This window comes from Pseudomonas sp. GV071 (assembly GCF_003050835.1).
Lineage (GTDB): Bacteria > Pseudomonadota > Gammaproteobacteria > Pseudomonadales > Pseudomonadaceae > Aquipseudomonas.
Genome location: NZ_QAOJ01000009.1, coordinates 237,659 through 253,341, shown reverse-complemented (window position 1 = coordinate 253,341; position 15,683 = coordinate 237,659). Strand labels below are relative to the sequence as shown.

The window sequence follows — 15,683 nt, the reverse complement described above, 5'->3', positions numbered from 1 at the left end:
CTAAAAAGCTCGCGGCTAAAGCCCCTCCCACAAAGACCGCATCACTTCGCAAATTACTCGCCAGCCGGTTGGCTCTGCGCTGTCGCCTGGCTGACGTTGCTCCCCGCCGGCACACTGCGGGTCAGCCACACGTTGCCGCCGATGGTTGAACCTTTGCCCAGGGTGATGCGCCCGAGAATGGTCGCCCCGGCATAAATCACCACGTCATCTTCAACGATCGGATGGCGCGGCTGGCCTTTGTGCAGTTGGCCGGTTTCGTCGGCGGTGAAACGTTTGGCGCCCAGGGTTACGGCCTGGTAGATGCGCACGTGGTTGCCAATGATCGCGGTCTCGCCGATCACCACACCGGTGCCATGGTCGATGAAAAAACTGTGGCCGATCTGTGCGCCAGGGTGAATGTCGATGCCGGTGGCCGAGTGCGCCAGTTCAGCGCTGATGCGGGCCAGCAAGGGCAAGCCGGCGCGGTACAGGTGGTGGGCCAGGCGGTGGTGAATCACCGCGAGAATGCCCGGGTAGCAGAGCAGCACCTCGTCCACGCTGCGGGCAGCTGGGTCACCGTTGTAGGCGGCAATCACATCGGTGTCGAGCAGGCGACGCATGCCCGGCAAGGCGCTGGCAAAGTCGCGGACGATGGCCACGGCGGCGGCCTCACCGGCCGGGTCGTCACCCCGTTGGCGAGCGGCGTAGGCCAGTTCCAGGCGTACCTGGTTCAGCAGGCAATTAAGGGCGTTGTCGAGGGTGTGGCCGACGTAGAAATCTTCGCTTTCCTGACGCAGGTTGCTCGGCCCCAGGCGCATCGGAAACAGCGCGCCGATCAGGCCGTCGAGGATGTTGGCCATGGCCTGACGCGACGGCAGTTCGCGCCCCACCAGCTCACGGGAACGGCCGTTGCTGCTGCGCCACTCGGCACGCACCGCGTGCAGTTCGTTGACGATCTGCTCCAATTGCCAATTCACCGGCTGGCTGACCGCCTCGCTGGGGGTTGGAGTCAGCTTGTCGAGGCCGGCGTTGAGCTGTTTAGTCATGGCAATCCCAGGTAGATCAGGCGGGATGGCTACTCTACGGCGCGGCTGATGGGCGGCCTAAATAATTAATTCGTTTAGGTTAAGAACCAAATCGTCTAGGCACAATTTCGTAGTACGTGGTGCATCAAAAGCTACCGTGCCCTTCTGCCATCGCCACGATCACTTTACGTTTTCCGGTAAAAGTCGAGCGGGCGTGGGCGGCGAGCATGTTGTCGAGCATCAGCACGTCGCCGCTGTGCCAGGCAAAGCTGATGGCGCATTCGTCGAGCACGCCGCGCACTTCGTCCAGCAGGCTGTCTTCGATCGGGCTGCCGTCGCCGTAATACACGTTACGGGGCAGGTCTTCTTCGTCGACGATGTCCAGCAGGTTTTCGCGGATATCGGCGGCCAGGTTAGAGATGTGGAACAGGTGCGCCTGGTTGAACCACACGTCTTCGAAGGTGCGCGGATGACGGGCCACAGCCTGGCAGGTCTGGCGGGTGCGCAACTCGCCGTCGTCTTTCCATTCGCAACTGATGCCCTGGCGCGCGCAGTAGGCTTCGACCACTTTCGGGTCGTCACTGTTGAACACCTGCTCCCAGGGCACATCCAGACCATTGCCAAAATTGCGCACGTACATCAGGCCATGGCGGGTGAAACGTTCATGAATGCGCGGGGCAATGCGGCGGAAGATCTCGCGGCTGTCGGCAATCGGCGTTTCGCCACCGGTCTCGGCAGCGAGCATACTGTAGAACCAGATTTTCATCGGCCATTCGCGGGTGTAGGCCTGCTCGTTGTGCAGCGGAATGCGTTGGTGCGCCGGGTATTCGGTAGAGGTGTAGACGCCCTGGGTGACGTTGCTGCGCGGCGTCGAACCGAACTCGTAATTGAGCAGCCCGTGGCCAAAGCCGCCGGCAAAAGCGCGAAACCGTTCGGCGTCGCCCACTGCAAAACCGCGGAACAGAATACCGCCGGCCTTGAGCAGATGGTTGTCCACCAACGGCCGGATCTGCCCCAGCGCTTCCAGCAGATCGACGCCCGCCTCCGGCGCCTGCACCAGCAACGGCAGGCTGCCGCCGCTACTGAGCAGCGGCTGAATGCTCAGCGGCAGCGGGCTGGCGACGCTGCTCATGCCAGCGCGTCCACAGCAGCGGCAAAGGCGCGGGAAAAACGATTGGCCACTTCATCCACCTGCTCGGCGCTGATGATCAACGGCGGCAGGAAACGCACCACGCTGCCATGGCGGCCACCGAGTTCCAGAATCAACCCACGTTTCAGGCACTCGGCCTGCACCCGCGAGGCCAGCGCAGTAAAGACTGGCGGATGGCCGAGCTTGTCGGCAGCGCCACGCGGGTCGACCAGTTCCACCCCGAGCATCAGACCACGGCCGCGGATATCGCCCATCTGTGGGTAGTCGCGCTGCAAGGTGCGCAGGTGATTGCTCAGGCGCTCGCCCATGGCCAGGGCGTGGCCAGCGATGTCGTGTTCACGCAGGTAACGCAGCACGGCGGAACCGGCGGCCATGGCCATCTGGTTGCCACGGAAGGTGCCGGCGTGGGCGCCCGGTGCCCAGGTATCCAGCCACTCGCGATACACCACCACGGCCAGCGGCAAGCTGCCGCCAATAGCTTTGGACAGCACCACCACATCGGGAATGATGCCGGCGTGCTCGAAGGCAAACATCTTGCCGGTGCGGGCAAACCCGCTCTGGATTTCGTCGACGATCAGGGCGACACCGGCCTGATCGGTGATCCGTCGCAACCCCTGCAGCCAGGCGATATCCGCCGGAATCACACCGCCCTCGCCCTGCACCACTTCAACGATCACCGCCGCCGGCAACAGCACACCGCCTTCCGGGTCGTTGAGCAGGTTTTCCAGATAGTTGAGATTGACCTGCACACCCTGCTCGCCACCCAAGCCAAACGGGCAGCGGTAGTCATAGGGGTACGGCAAGAACTGCACGCCATTGCCGAGTACCGCGCCCAAGGGTTTTTTCGGCCCGTGGTTGCCCATCAGATTCAGCGCTCCCAGGCTCATGCCGTGGTAGCCACCCTGGAACGACAGAATGCCGCTGCGCCCGGTGGCCGTGCGTACCAACTTCAGCGCCGCTTCCACCGCATCGGTGCCGGTGGGGCCGCAGAACTGGATCTTCGCTTCGCGAGCCAACGCCTCGGGCAGCACCGCGAACAGGTCTTGCACGAACTGGTCTTTGACCGGCGTGGTGAGGTCGAGGGTATGCAACGGCAGCTCGTCACTGAGCACCTGGCGGATGGCATCGATCACCACCGGGTGGTTGTGCCCCAACGCCAGGGTGCCGGCGCCGGCCAGGCAGTCGATAAACGTGCGGCCCTCGACGTCTTCCACATAAATGCCACGGGCCCGCTTCAACGCCAACGGAATGCGCCGCGGGTAGCTACGGGCATTGGACTCCTGGCGTTTCTGGCGCTCGAGCAAAGGCGACTCGTCGAACTGATACAGCACTTCTTCTGCGGCAATGGCACGCGAGGCGGTGGCGACTTGCATGGGGGTGATACTCCGTAAATGGCAGCGACTCAACCAACAGCGCGCCGGCGCGATCGGTATCCGTTGCAGAGGTAACGTGCGAGGTTGAGTCGGATTTAGGAGGTGGTTGCTTTGCGCTTCGGGCTTGGTTTCGTTACCGCGTGCGCTGGGCGTTTTGTTTCGCGCCTTACGCGCGGTGCTTTTGTAGGGTGTGCTCCGCGCACCAAGCGGTCTTCGGGCGAGCGGTGTTGTTCTTCTTTTCCGCGTGCGCTGGGTGTTTTGTTTCGCGCCTTACGCGCGACTCACTTTTTGCCAGTCGCGGCAAAAAGTAAGCAAAAAACGCTCGCCCCCACCTCGGCCCTCCGCTGCGCTGCGGGTCCCCTCGCGCCATCGCCGTTTCAGGGGCCGTCACGACGGGCCGTCCCTGGCCCATCGTTCCTTTCGCGGCGTCCCTGCCGCTCAACCCCTTACACGGCGATTCTGCTCGGCCTTCGCCCAAGGGGCGGGTAGATCAAGATCAACAGCCAGATCAACAGCCAGATCAACAGCCAGATCAACAGCCTCGATTGCTCTGGCTTTTGATTTTGCTTGGCTGTTGATCTACCCGCCCCTTGGGCGAAGGCCGAACGGAGTCGTTGTGGAGGGGGTCGAGCGGCCGGGAGCCGCGAGAGGCAAAGACAGGCCAAGGATGGCCTGTTTTGCCGGCCCCCGGAGCAACGACGGAGTGAGGGGACCTGGAGCGCAGCGCAAGGCCGAGGTGGGGGCAAGATTTTTTGGTTTCTTTTTTATCGACTGAAAAAAGAAACTCGCGCGTAAGGCGCGAAACAGATCGCCCAGCCCACGCGGTATAGAAGAACGTCCACATCAAAAACTCGAAGCTGAAACCTCTCCCGCATGGATTTTCGTTCCCGAGGGAGAGGCTTCAGTCTCAAGGCATCAGAACGGCCGACTCCCCGCCAAACTGATCCGCTTGAGATTACGGGTTTCCTTCGGATCAAACGCATTACGCGCATGCAGGGTCGCCTGGTTATCCCAGTAAACAATGTCCCCCACCTGCCACGTATGGGTGTAATACAGCTTCGGATTCTGCAGGTGCTCACGCAGCCGTCCTATCAGTTCCTTACCCTTTTCCGGATCAACCCCGGGAATCTCCACCTCCGTGTGCACACTGAGAAACAGCAAACGTTTGCCACTTTCAGGATGGGTGCGCACCAACGGGTGTTCGGTGCCCTGAATCGGCTCGATATCCGGGGTGCGGTAGGTAATGAACGTCCCGCCATAACCACCGTTTTTAATCCGCACGAACGGGTTGTAGTTGATCAGGCGCAGCCCCTCGATTTCAGCCTTGGTGGCCTCGGGCAGGGTTTCATAGGCCAACGCCAGGTTGGTCCAGCTGGTCTCTCCGCCTCTGCTCGGCACTTGCAGGGCGTAAAGCAACGAGCCGGCCGACGGCGTTGGCGTCCACTGGTGGTCGCTATGGGCCGGCAAGGCGAAGTTGCCCAGCTCACCGCCTTCGGTGTTGGCCACCCGGACGATGGTGGGTGCCTTGCCGTCAGCGCCGGAAGACAGCACGGGAAAGTCCGGGTGCGGCTGAAATACCGAGCCAAAGTAACTGGTGAAGTCGAGGTACTGGCGGTCGTCCAGTTGCTGGTTTTTGAAGATCAGAATGTGGTGGTCGCGCAGCGCCTGTTTCAGTTCCAGCACCTGCTCGGGGCGCAGTGGATGGCGGGCATCGAGGCCGTGCACTTCGGCACCGAGGGCCGCGTCGTGCAGCGGCACGATGGCAAAGGCCGGGGGTTCTTGGCGCAGCGCGGTGGCAGCTTGGCTCATACAGAAAATCTCCAGATCAGGGGGCCCGCCGTTGGCGGCGGGCTACTCAGGTTTCACACGTGGGGTCAGGCTTTCTTGATGGTCTGGCTGCGCTGGCCGTTGACGCCGTACGGCACTTCGCCGTGCAGGGTTACGCGGCGCACGATGCGCGACTGCGTACCGTAGTCGTCGACGGCGTAGTGCTGAGTCGAGCGGTTGTCCCAGATCGCCACGTCGCCCACCTGCCAGGTCCAGCGCACGGTGTTTTCCAGGCGGATCACATGGCTCTGCAGCAGGTTGAACAGGTGCGCCGAGTCGGCTGCGCCATAGCCTTTGATGCGTTTGACGAAGTGCCCGAGCAGCAGGCTGCGCTCGCCACTCACCGGGTGCACGCGTACCACCGGGTGCTCGGTTTCGTACACGGTGGAAGTGAATACCTTGCGGTAGTGCTCGGCGGCTTCGATCTGGGCGTTGGGCTTGATCGCGGCGTAGTCGTATTCGTTGCTGTGCACGGCTACCAGCTTGTCGGCCAGCTCTTTCAACTCGCTGGGCAGATGCTCGTAGGCGGTGGCGGTGTTGGCCCAGGTGGTGTCGCCACCGTATTCAGGCACCACCACCGAACGCAGGATCGACGCTTTCGGGTAGGCGTCGACGAAGGTCACGTCGGTGTGCCAGGAGCTGGCGCGCGCGCCTTTGGCCGAGTCCAGTTCCAGCAGGTAGTGGGTGCCATCGACCACGGGCACGGTCGGGTGCGCGACCGGTTCGCCGAGCAGTTTGGCGAAGGCTTCCTGGCTGACGTCATCCAGGTGAGTCTGGCCGCGGAAGAAGATCACTTTGTGTTCCAGCAGGGCCTGCTGGATGGCGGCCACGGTGTCGGCATCGAGGTCAGCGGAGAGTTTCACCCCGCGGATTTCGGCACCGATACGGCCGGCGACACGGCGGATGTCCAGTTGCACGGCGTGGCTCAACGGTGTGGCGAGTGCTGCATTGCTCATGGTGGTTTCCTCTTGTTAGCTCGGGTCAGGTCAGGCTCGGGGTTAGAAGTCGTAACGCAGGGTCACGCCGGCAGTACGCGGCTGACCCACCGACGCGGTGTAAGCGCCGTTGATGTAGGCAAAAGCGCTCAGGTAGTACTCTTTGTCGGTGGCGTTTTTCAGCCACAGCGAGGCGTCCAACTGGCCGTCGCCAACATCGGCGCGCACCCCGGTGGAGAGGTTGACCAGGCCGTAGCCGTCGATTTTCGAGAGGTCGGAGTTGTCCAGCGTGCCTTCGGCTTCAGAGCGGTATGAGTAGCTGGCATTCACGTAGGGCTCGAAGCCGTTACCCAGTTGCCACTTGTATTCGCTGTTGAGGTTGCCGATCCATTTCGACGCGCCGACTACGCGTTCGCCAGTCAGGTCGCAGGTCGCGGGTGCACCGGGTGCGGTGGCCACCTCGCCGGGGCACGGAGCGTCTTCAAACGACAGGTAGGTAACGTCGTTGTAGGAGCCGTTGACGTTGACGGTCAGGCCACGGGTAACCAGGGCGGTGGCTTCGAACTCGACGCCACGGCTGCGCACGCTGCCGGCGTTGGCCAGCACTTGCACCAGGGTGGTACTGCCCGCTGGCTGGTACAGGGTGGTGGCTTGGTAGCCGTGAATGCCGGTCCAGAAGACGTTGGCATTGAGCTGTAAACGACGGTCCAGCAACGTGCTCTTGAAGCCCAGTTCGGCATCATTGGCGCGCTCCGGGCCGACCAGCAGCGAGTCGGCGCCGGCGGTGGGCGCACTGGCCACCGCCAGGTTGACCCCGCCGGATTTCTCGCCGTGGGACAAGCTGGCATAGCCCAATACGTCATCGCTGAATTTGTAGCTCAGGCTCAACAGGCCGGATGGCGATGCGTTGTGCAGGCTCAGGTCGCCACTGTCATAGGCACCCAACTGCCGCTGGCGAATAGTCGCGCCCGGGCCAATTGGGGTTTCGCCGCCTTCGGGGGCGAAACGCTCGACCTTGGCTTGTTTCTCTTCATAGGTGCCACGCAGGCCGGCGGTGAAGTCCAGGCGGTCGGTGAGGTGGAAGGTGCCCTGCCCAAACAGCGCGTAGCTGTCGGTCACCACTTTGCCGTTGGCTTTGGTCGACACGCCGTCCAGCGAGTTGAAGCTGTTCTGCGCGGCCGGCAGGATAAAGCGGTCGGCCTCCGGACCGTAGTCGGTGAAGGTCTTGTTGCCCAGGTTGGAGTTGAACACGTAGGCGCCGACCACATAGTCGAAGAAGCCGCCGGTGGGCGATGCCAGGCGAAATTCCTGGGAGAACTGGCGGTCATGCACTTCTACGCCGGTGTTGTTGATCGCCGAGACGTTCAGGGTTTCATCGTTGGCCGGGGTGAAGTGCCAATAGCGGTAGGCGCTGACCGAGGTCAGGGTGAAGCCGCCATTGAGGTTCCAATTGGCCTCCACCGAGCTGCCGCCCTGGTGCACGCTGACGTTCTGCCGGCCGTTGATGTTCACTTCATTGCGGTCCGGATCATTGACCGGCGAAGCACCTACCAGCGCGGCCCGTTGGCGGTACTGGTCCGATTGGCCGTAGACCACCATGGTGCCCTGGGTGGAGTCTTCTTCGTTGTAGTCGTTGATCCAGCGCAGGTTGAAATCGTCGTTGGGCTGGAACAGCAACTGGCCGCGCACGCCTTGGCGCTCGCCGCCGTTGAGGTCATCGCCGTTGTAGATGTTCTTGGTGTAGCCGTCATCGCGGGTGCGGTACGCCGACAGGCGCCCGGCCAGGGTTTCGGTCAAGGCGCCGGAGACCGTGCCCTTGCCCTGGAAGTAGCCGTTTTCACCGCCCGACACTTCCACCGTGCGCTCCGGGCTGAAGGTGGGTTTCTTGGTGCTGATATTGAGCACGCCAGCGGTGGTGTTCTTGCCGAACAGCGTGCCTTGCGGGCCACGCAGCAGCTCGATCTGCTCGATGTCGAGCATGTCGAATACGGCCATGCCGGGACGACCTAGGTAGACGTTGTCGAGGTAGATGCCCGCGCTGCCTTCGAGGCCGTCGCTGGCCGGGTTGTTGCCGATGCCGCGCACCGCCACGCTGGATTGGCGGGCATGAATAAAGGCAACGTTGACGCTGGGCAGCACCTGCTGCAGGTCCTGCACTTTGTAGATGCGCTGGGTTTCCAGGGTGTTGCTGCTGAGGGTGGTGATAGGCGTCGGCACGTCCTGGGCATCTTCGGCGCGGCGCCGGGCGGTGACGGTGACTTTCTGCAGTTGGGTATCGGCGTTGGCCTTGGCCGCTTCGCTGTCTTTCTGGCTGGCATCCTGGCTGGTCACGCTGTCGGCTGCAGTTTCTTCTGCCGCCCAGGCGCTGTTCCATTGGCCGGCGCTGCTCAGGGCCAGAATCAGGGTCAGGGCATATTCCGGGGTGGCCAATCGGCGAAGATCCAACGGCCGCGCCAAACGCGGAGTAAACGGGTTGATGGTCGAACGCATCGTGCAAATCCTTGTGTGCTCGTTTGGCCACGCGGCTCAATTCGCGGGCAAAACGATCCCCCACCACGCAATCGCGGTGCTCGAAAATAACGGTCTGGTATTAGCGGGCGAGGACGTCAGCGTGGCTGCTTACGTCTGCCTATTTATCAGGCGTGGCAACACATGCGCTGGTGCGCTTGGCGTTGATGCTTGTTGCTGGGTTGTCGGCTCATGTGGCTCCCCTATCTACGCGGCGCCATATCCATATTCGTTTACGTTCTAACAAATACAAACATGCTGTGTTGACGGAATAAGAGCCTGCATTTAAAACCCTCACCCATACAGCAGCAAATGCCTTCGACTTATTTTTTCGATGCCAGGAAAGCATATGGACCTTCGACAACTGCGCTACTTCATCGCCCTGTTGGAACACCGCAGTTTCGTGCGCGCGGCGGATGCCATCGGCATTACCCAGCCTGCGTTCAGCCGCAGTATTCAAGGCCTGGAACAGGAATTTGGCTGCGCCCTGGTGGACCGTGGCAACAAGGATCTGCGCCCCACCCCCGAGGGCCAGGTGGTGCTGCAGCATGCCTTGCGCCTGGTGCAGGGCGCGGCCAACCTGAGCAGTGAAATCGATCAGATGACCAAGCTGGATGCCGGCGACCTGCGCTTTGGTTGCGGCCCTGCCCCAGCCGCACGCCTGGTGCCCAGTGCGGTGGCGCAATTCGTTAAACAGCACCCGCGGATCAGCCTGAGTTTCGAGGTGGATAACTGGGAAAAGCTCGGGCGCAGCCTGTCGCGCGATGAGATCGAGTTCTTTATTGCCGATATCACCCAGTTCGAGGCCGACCCCAACTTCCACACCCAGGCCATCACCCCGCGTCGCGGCATCTACTTCTGCCGCCCGGGGCACCCGTTGCTGGACAAAGACAGCCTGTCCACCAACGACCTCTTCGACTACCCGGTGGCTACGCCGAAGATTCCGGCGCGAGCACGCAAATACCTGGCGAACCTCAGCGGGCGCACCGACTTCAATCCATCAGTTACCTGTGAACACCTGCCGGCCCTGGTGGACATCGTGCGCAACACCGATGCCATCGGCATTGCCACCGAAGAATTTTTCGGCCAGGAACTGCAGCGTGGCGAACTGGTGCGGTTGTACTTCCGTAACCTGCCCACCAACATCGACGAGAGCCTGCAAGCCCGTTGCGGGATTGTCAGCCGTGCCGGTTATCGCCTATCGGCAGCAGCGCGGGCGATGATCGCGATGATCGTCGAGGTGGACAGCGAGTTGGGCCAGGAGAGCCTGGCCTATCAGGCAAATGCCTGTGCGTGAGGACTGCTGGTGATGGCAGCGCTCTGCCCGACCGCGCCGCTGAAGGTGTGCAGGTCCATCTCCACCACCAGGCGTTCGCCCAGCAGCCCGCCCAACAGTTGCAACGGCGGTTGGCACAGGTAGGCATTCAACGCGTCGCTTGACTGCCAGGTGCCCTGCAGCAACCACAGGTGTTGGTCGGTCAACGAGCGCTGCAGTGAATAGGCCAGGCAACCGGGCTCACCCAGGGATTGGCTGACGAGTTGCTGCAAACGGACTTCCAGCTCGGTGCTGGCGCGTGGACCTTCGCTGGCTTTGATAAAGACCAGGGTGCTGACTTGCTCAGACATGAGTCGTTCTCCTTGAAAGTCAGAAACGAAAAAGGTGGCGCAGCTAGCCGGGTGGCATGGGCCGATTACCACGGTTGCCAGATTACCCAGCGGCGCGCAGGCGGGTTATCCGTTTCCTGCTTTCCTTTTGCCTAATCCTGCAAAAAATCGCTGAAGCCGCCGGACCGGTTACAGCGGGCGTGGGCGCGCTGATTGTCCGGTTTACCTGATCCTGTCTTATGCTTGCCTAATCCTGCACAAACGCACCGACGGCGCTGGCCAAACGGCGTTCCCGTGCGCAAGCTGCGCGGCAATCGTCGTGATGCCACATCGAACGTGCATTTCCCCGTCTGCGGAGGCCCTCATGGAAATCGAAGTACAGCAACGCCAACACGAACTGGCGACGTTGATCGAGCGCTTCACCCCTGGCGAGGGCCCATTCCAGACTGCCATCGGCCCGCTTAGCCTGATCCGCTTCGACCAGCCCACGCCGATATCACGCGGGGTGCACAAACCGGCGCTGTGCATCATTGCCCAGGGCCGTAAAGAGGTGCATCTGTGCGGTGAAAGCTACGTGTACGACGCGCTGAATTACCTGGTGGTGTCGGTGACCCTGCCGGTGACCGGCCAGGTCACTGAAGCCTGCCCGGACAAACCCTACCTGTGCCTGCGCCTGGACCTTGATCCGGCAGAAATCACCCGCATGATCAGCGACGTCGGCCCGGTCGGTTTGCCGGCGCGCCCGGCCAGTCGCGGCATGTACCTGGACCGCATCGACGCCTCGCTGCTCGACACCGTCCTGCGCCTGACCCGCCTGCTCGACACCCCGCGCGACATCGCCATGCTTGCGCCGCTGGCGCTGCGGGAAATCTACTACCGCCTGCTGCGTAGCCAGCAAGGACAGCAATTGATCGAAATCGCCATGTGCGACAGCCAATCGCACCGCATCACCCGCGCCATTGAATGGCTCAACGCCAATTTCGACAAACCGCTGCGCATCGAAGACCTGGCGCGCGTCGCCAACCTCAGCGTGTCCGCCCTGCACCACCGCTTCAAAGCCGTCACCGCCATGAGCCCGCTGCAGTACCAGAAGCAGCTGCGCTTGCAGGAAGCCCAGCGCCTGATGATGAGCGAAGGCCTGGAAGTGGCCGCCGCCGGCTACCGCGTGGGCTACGAAAGCCCCTCGCAATTCAGCCGCGAGTACCGCCGCCTGTTCGGTGCCCCGCCGCTCAAAGACCTCGCCCGCCTGAAAAACATCGCCTGAGCGTCACGCCCTATAAGCGCTCCAGCAGCTCGGCGGTGGTGACTACCTGGTGGGCAAAACTCGGCGCATTAAGGGTGTGCGCGGCATGCATATGTTCATGGCTGAACGCCGCCGTGGCATCACGCACCAGGGTCACGTGGTAACCCAGTTCCGCGGCAAAGCGCCCGGTGCTTTCGATGCAGGTATTGGCGATCAAGCCGATCAGAATCACGTGGCTGATGCGCTTCTGTTTCAGCAGAAAATCCAGATCGGTATTGGCGAAACCACTGCCACCCCAGTGTTCCTTGACCACCGTGTCGCCTGGCTGCGGGGCGAAGTCCGGATGCCAGTCGCCACCCCAACTGCCCTTGGCAAACACCTGCGCCCGTGAGGCGCCCAACTGGTAGGGCGTGGGGTGATCCCAACCGGCGTACTCATCCGGCTCGGCGCGGTGGTGCGGCACGATAAACACCGGCAAGGCTTTGCTGCGTACCGCCTGGGTGATGGCTTTGAGGTTGGCGTGCAGGCCGACGGTCTGCGCTACATCGGCGACCAGGGGCCAGAGCTTGCCGCCCTCGGCGAGAAAATCGTTGTAGGGGTCGACCAGCAGCAAGGCGGTGTGGGCAGCGGGATAGGTAGACATGACGGGCTCCGATGGCGCTTTGGGGGGTGGCACCATCATCGGCCTGGCTGGGGTGGCCGGCCTATCGTCCATCGGCATGCGCGGCTCACACCTTGGTATAAGCGCATCGCAGCTGATTTACCTGCGAACTACTTCGCGCAGTACAACCCCGCCAACTCCACCCGCCCGAACTTGGCTTTTTCATTCAATGGCGTGATCGCCAGCAGCCGGTCAATGCGCAGCTCGACCTTTTCGTCATCCACCTGCACCACCAGAAACTCTTCTTTGCGCGCGTTGGTGTGGGTGTCCAACGCCACGGCTTCGAAGCGGCCGCCTTCGACCATTTCCACCAGCACGCGGTACTGGTACAGGCAGGCCATTTCCAGGTAGTCGTAGAGGTCACAGTCGAGCGGTTGATAGGGGATGTCGGGGGTAGTCATGGGCAGGTCTCCGTGCGGCAATGGCGGCAGCGTAGCGGGTTCTCTTGCCGAGTGTCGAACCCTGATCTATACCCCTTGCCAGCCCCTGTTTAGCGCACCCGGAAAAAAGCCCATGAGCGATGCCCAGTCGATCGAGTCCGGCCCCGGCCTGGACGTGCTAGAGCTGATTCACGAGAGCATCTTCGTGCGCGACCTGAACGGCCGCATCCGCTATTGGAACCAGGCCTGCGTGGCCTTGTATGGCTGGCCGGCAGAACAGGCGCTGGGCAAGCTGGCCCATGAGCTGCTGGGCTCGCAACACGCCGATGGCATCGAGGCGCTGGAGGCGCAGGTCAACAGCCTCGGCCGCTGGGATGGCGAACTGACGCGCCAGCGTGCCAACGGCCAGACGCTGCTGATAGATGCGCGCTGGTCGCTGCATAAAAATGCCCAGGGTGACGCCTTGGGCATCGTCGAAATCGGCCGCGACATCAGCGCGCGCAAGGCCATCGAACACAGCCTGGCGGAGAGTGAATACCGCTACCGCAATCTGTTCCAGGCCATGGCCGCCTCCTTCTGGGAGCTGGACTTCACCCCGATCGGCACTATGGTCCGCCAGCTGTTCGCCGCGGGCGTCAGCGACCTCGCCCAACACTTTGCCGACCACCCGCAGCTGGTGCGCGAAATGATGCTGCGCACCCGGGTGCTGGACGTCAACGAACAGACCGTGCGCCTGTTCGGCCGCGGCGACAAAACCGAACTGCTGCAATCGGTGGAGCCGTTCTGGCCGTCCGCCAGCACCGAGGTGTTTGCCCATAGCATCGTCGCCGCCGTGTCGCGCCAGCTCAACTACAGCAAGGAAACCCGCCTGCGCACTATCGATGGCCGCGAGTTTGACGCGCTGTTTACCGCCTCGTTTCCGCCAGAGAACATGAAAAAAGGCATCTTGATGGTCGGCGTCATCGACCTCTCCGAACGCAACCAGGCCTTCGCTGCGCTGGAGCGCATGCAAGCTGAACTGATGCACGCGGCGCGCGTGTCTATGCTCGGGGAGCTGACCGCCTCCATCGCCCATGAAATCAACCAGCCGCTGGCAGCTATTGCCACCAATGGCGAGGCCGGGCTGCGCTGGTTGAACCGGCCGTTGCCCAATACCGAAGAGGTGCGCACCCTCACCGAGCGCATGGTCGCCGACGCCCGTCGCGCCGCCGATATCATCACCCGCATCCGCAGCATGGCCCGCCACCAGAGCCCGCAGCGGGCGCCGCAAGTGCTCAACAACGTGGTCAAGGAAGCCGTGCAGTTCCTCCGCCATGAACTGCAGGCCCAGGGTGTGGAGGTGCGCCTGAAACTCACCCCTAACCTGCCCAAGGTGCAGGCCGACCGCACCCTGCTGCAGCAGGTGATCGTCAACCTGCTGGTGAATGCCATGCAGGCCATGGCCGAGAGCGAACAGCGGCAAATTACCCTCAGCACCCGCGCCCATGACAGCGGCGGTATCGAACTGGGGGTGGAAGACAGTGGGCCGGGGATTGCTGAAGAAAACCTCGGCAAGCTGTTCGACAGCTTCTTTACCACCAAGGCCAGCGGCATGGGCATGGGCTTGCCGATTTGCCGGACGATTGTTGAGAGTCTCGGCGGGAGCATTACGGCGGCTAACAGCGACGGTGGAGGTGCGCGGTTTGTCGTGCACCTCAGCTAAAAAGCATCGCGGCTGAAGCCGCTCCTACATCACCAACGCCTCCCCCACACAGCGCAACAACCGCTCCGCTTCGAACGGTTTCAGCAGCAAGCACACTGCCCCACTCGCCCGCGCCCGCTCGTGCAGTTCCTGCTCGGTGCGCGCGGTCATCAGAATCACCTTGCTGTCGCCATCTGCGGCCATCAGCCGCTGGGTCAGGTCGATACCGTTCATGCCCGGCATCTGGATATCACTGATCACACAGGCAAAGCGTGCGGCATCGCCGGAGCCGAGAAAGTCTTCGGCGTTGGCGAAATACTCGGTGGCATACCCCATTGAGCGCAGCAGGCTGGAGGTGGCCAGGCGCAGCGACTCATCGTCGTCGATCACCGAAATCAGCGGGTCTTGGGCCACGGTTTGCGCCACGCAATAAGGCTTGGGCGAGCACCGGTTGTCTCGCCACTGATGCTCAGCATGGCCCAGCCCGCGCGGGCTGACCATCATACGGAGGTTTAGGTGGCCAGCTCGCCGTCGGCTTGCAGCTGCAGTTCGCTGGCCATTTTCACCAGCTCGGCCAGCGAGCGCGCCTGCATCTTCTGCATGGCGTGGCCACGGTGGATCTTCACCGTGATTTCGCTGAGGCCAAGCTGGCCGGCCACCTGTTTGTTCATCTTGCCGCTGGTGACCAGCGCCATCACCTGCCGTTCCCGCGGGCTGAGGCTGGCAAAGCGTGTGCGCAGCAGTGCCGCGTTGCGGCCCAGATCGCGCTGGCTGCGGTCCTTGCCGATGGCGGCGGCCACCGCATCGAGCATGTCCTGGTCGCGAAACGGCTTGGTCAGAAAGTCCACCGCGCCGGCTTTCATTCCGCGCACGGACATCGAGATATCGCCATGGCCGGTCATAAACACCACCGGAATGGCGATCTGCAAGTCCAGCAGTTGCGCCTGAAAATCCAGCCCGCTCTTGCCTGGCAAACGCACATCGAGCACCAGGCAGGACGGGCAATCGGGGCGCTCGGCGGCGAGAAACTCCTGGGCCGAACCATATTGCCGGGTGGCCATGCCAACCGAGCGAAACAGACTGTCGAGCGCGCAGCGCAGCGACTCGTCGTCATCAATGATATGCACCAGTTCCTGTGGTTCTTGCGGCATGGCGGTTTTCCGGTCGGGTAACACTCATACCCAGGTATGAGTGCGGCGCCCCTTCGTAGAATGGTGGCGCCGTGGCCAGCTTCTTATAGTCGCTAATACCGGCGCAGGCCAAGCCTGCCAGCAGTAGCCGGGCCTCGATCCTTCACCGCTTAGCCGCAAGAGGTA

At 62.5% G+C, this 15,683-nt stretch carries 14 protein-coding genes; 3 read left to right on the top strand and 11 right to left on the bottom strand.

The annotated features are described in order from the left end of the window. Window positions 1-53: 53 nt before the first annotated feature. From epsC to C8K61_RS18670, 6 genes are all read right to left on the bottom strand, one after another. On the bottom strand, window positions 54-1,025 hold the full coding sequence (gene epsC / locus C8K61_RS18695) for a serine O-acetyltransferase EpsC (protein ID WP_108097787.1): 972 nt from the start codon (window positions 1,023-1,025) through the stop codon (window positions 54-56). Between the two features lie 124 nt (window positions 1,026-1,149). Beyond that, window positions 1,150-2,136 carry a TauD/TfdA family dioxygenase gene (locus tag C8K61_RS18690; RefSeq protein ID WP_108097786.1) on the bottom strand — a complete coding sequence of 329 codons (987 nt, stop codon included), beginning with the start codon at window positions 2,134-2,136 and terminating at the stop codon, window positions 1,150-1,152. Beyond that, a complete protein-coding gene (locus C8K61_RS18685; protein ID WP_108097785.1) occupies window positions 2,133-3,527 on the bottom strand; it encodes an aspartate aminotransferase family protein in 1,395 nt (464 codons plus the stop codon). Before C8K61_RS18685 ends, C8K61_RS18690 begins: the two co-directional genes overlap by 4 nt. 915 nt (window positions 3,528-4,442) lie before the next feature. Then, on the bottom strand, window positions 4,443-5,336 hold the full coding sequence (locus tag C8K61_RS18680; protein ID WP_108097784.1) for a TauD/TfdA family dioxygenase: 894 nt from the start codon (window positions 5,334-5,336) through the stop codon (window positions 4,443-4,445). A gap of 65 nt (window positions 5,337-5,401) precedes the next feature. Further along, window positions 5,402-6,310: a TauD/TfdA family dioxygenase gene (locus C8K61_RS18675; RefSeq protein ID WP_108097783.1), complete on the bottom strand. Its 909-nt coding sequence runs from the start codon at window positions 6,308-6,310 to the stop codon at window positions 5,402-5,404. Window positions 6,311-6,352: 42 nt separating this feature from the next. Next, the gene (locus tag C8K61_RS18670; RefSeq protein ID WP_108097782.1) at window positions 6,353-8,779 is read right to left on the bottom strand and encodes a TonB-dependent receptor; all 2,427 of its coding nucleotides are present in this window, start codon (window positions 8,777-8,779) and stop codon (window positions 6,353-6,355) included. Between the two features lie 367 nt (window positions 8,780-9,146). Here C8K61_RS18670 and C8K61_RS18665 point away from each other — a divergent pair, with 367 nt between their 5' ends. Next, window positions 9,147-10,094, top strand: a complete 948-nt coding sequence (locus C8K61_RS18665; protein WP_108097781.1) for a LysR family transcriptional regulator — start codon at window positions 9,147-9,149, stop codon at window positions 10,092-10,094. On the opposite strand, the gene C8K61_RS18660 is transcribed toward C8K61_RS18665, so the two are convergent. Further along, complete coding sequence (locus tag C8K61_RS18660) at window positions 10,073-10,423, bottom strand: antibiotic biosynthesis monooxygenase family protein (RefSeq protein ID WP_108097780.1); 351 nt, start codon at window positions 10,421-10,423, stop codon at window positions 10,073-10,075. The two genes, C8K61_RS18665 and C8K61_RS18660, sit on opposite strands and share 22 nt — an antisense overlap. A 343-nt stretch (window positions 10,424-10,766) precedes the next feature. On the opposite strand from C8K61_RS18660, the gene C8K61_RS18655 reads away from it, so the two are divergent. Next, window positions 10,767-11,666 (top strand): AraC family transcriptional regulator, encoded by a 900-nt coding sequence (locus tag C8K61_RS18655; protein ID WP_108097779.1) that lies wholly within the window; start codon window positions 10,767-10,769, stop codon window positions 11,664-11,666. 10 nt (window positions 11,667-11,676) lie between these two features. Here C8K61_RS18655 and C8K61_RS18650 read toward each other — a convergent pair whose 3' ends face one another. Both C8K61_RS18650 and C8K61_RS18645 read right to left on the bottom strand, forming a co-directional pair. Further along, entirely contained in the window at window positions 11,677-12,288 is a 612-nt protein-coding gene (locus C8K61_RS18650; protein ID WP_108097778.1) for an isochorismatase family cysteine hydrolase, read from the bottom strand. A 128-nt stretch (window positions 12,289-12,416) separates the two neighbouring features. Continuing rightward, a complete protein-coding gene (locus C8K61_RS18645; RefSeq protein WP_108097777.1) occupies window positions 12,417-12,707 on the bottom strand; it encodes a Rho-binding antiterminator in 291 nt (96 codons plus the stop codon). A gap of 112 nt (window positions 12,708-12,819) precedes the next feature. Between C8K61_RS18645 and C8K61_RS18640 the strand changes: the two genes are divergently transcribed. Continuing rightward, complete coding sequence (locus C8K61_RS18640) at window positions 12,820-14,388, top strand: ATP-binding protein (protein WP_158272522.1); 1,569 nt, start codon at window positions 12,820-12,822, stop codon at window positions 14,386-14,388. Window positions 14,389-14,412: 24 nt separating this feature from the next. Here C8K61_RS18640 and C8K61_RS18635 read toward each other — a convergent pair whose 3' ends face one another. Continuing rightward, the gene (locus tag C8K61_RS18635) at window positions 14,413-14,781 is read right to left on the bottom strand and encodes a response regulator transcription factor (RefSeq protein WP_218277827.1); all 369 of its coding nucleotides are present in this window, start codon (window positions 14,779-14,781) and stop codon (window positions 14,413-14,415) included. A 98-nt stretch (window positions 14,782-14,879) separates the two neighbouring features. Further along, window positions 14,880-15,518 (bottom strand): response regulator transcription factor, encoded by a 639-nt coding sequence (locus C8K61_RS18630; RefSeq protein WP_108097775.1) that lies wholly within the window; start codon window positions 15,516-15,518, stop codon window positions 14,880-14,882. Window positions 15,519-15,683: the final 165 nt, after the last annotated feature.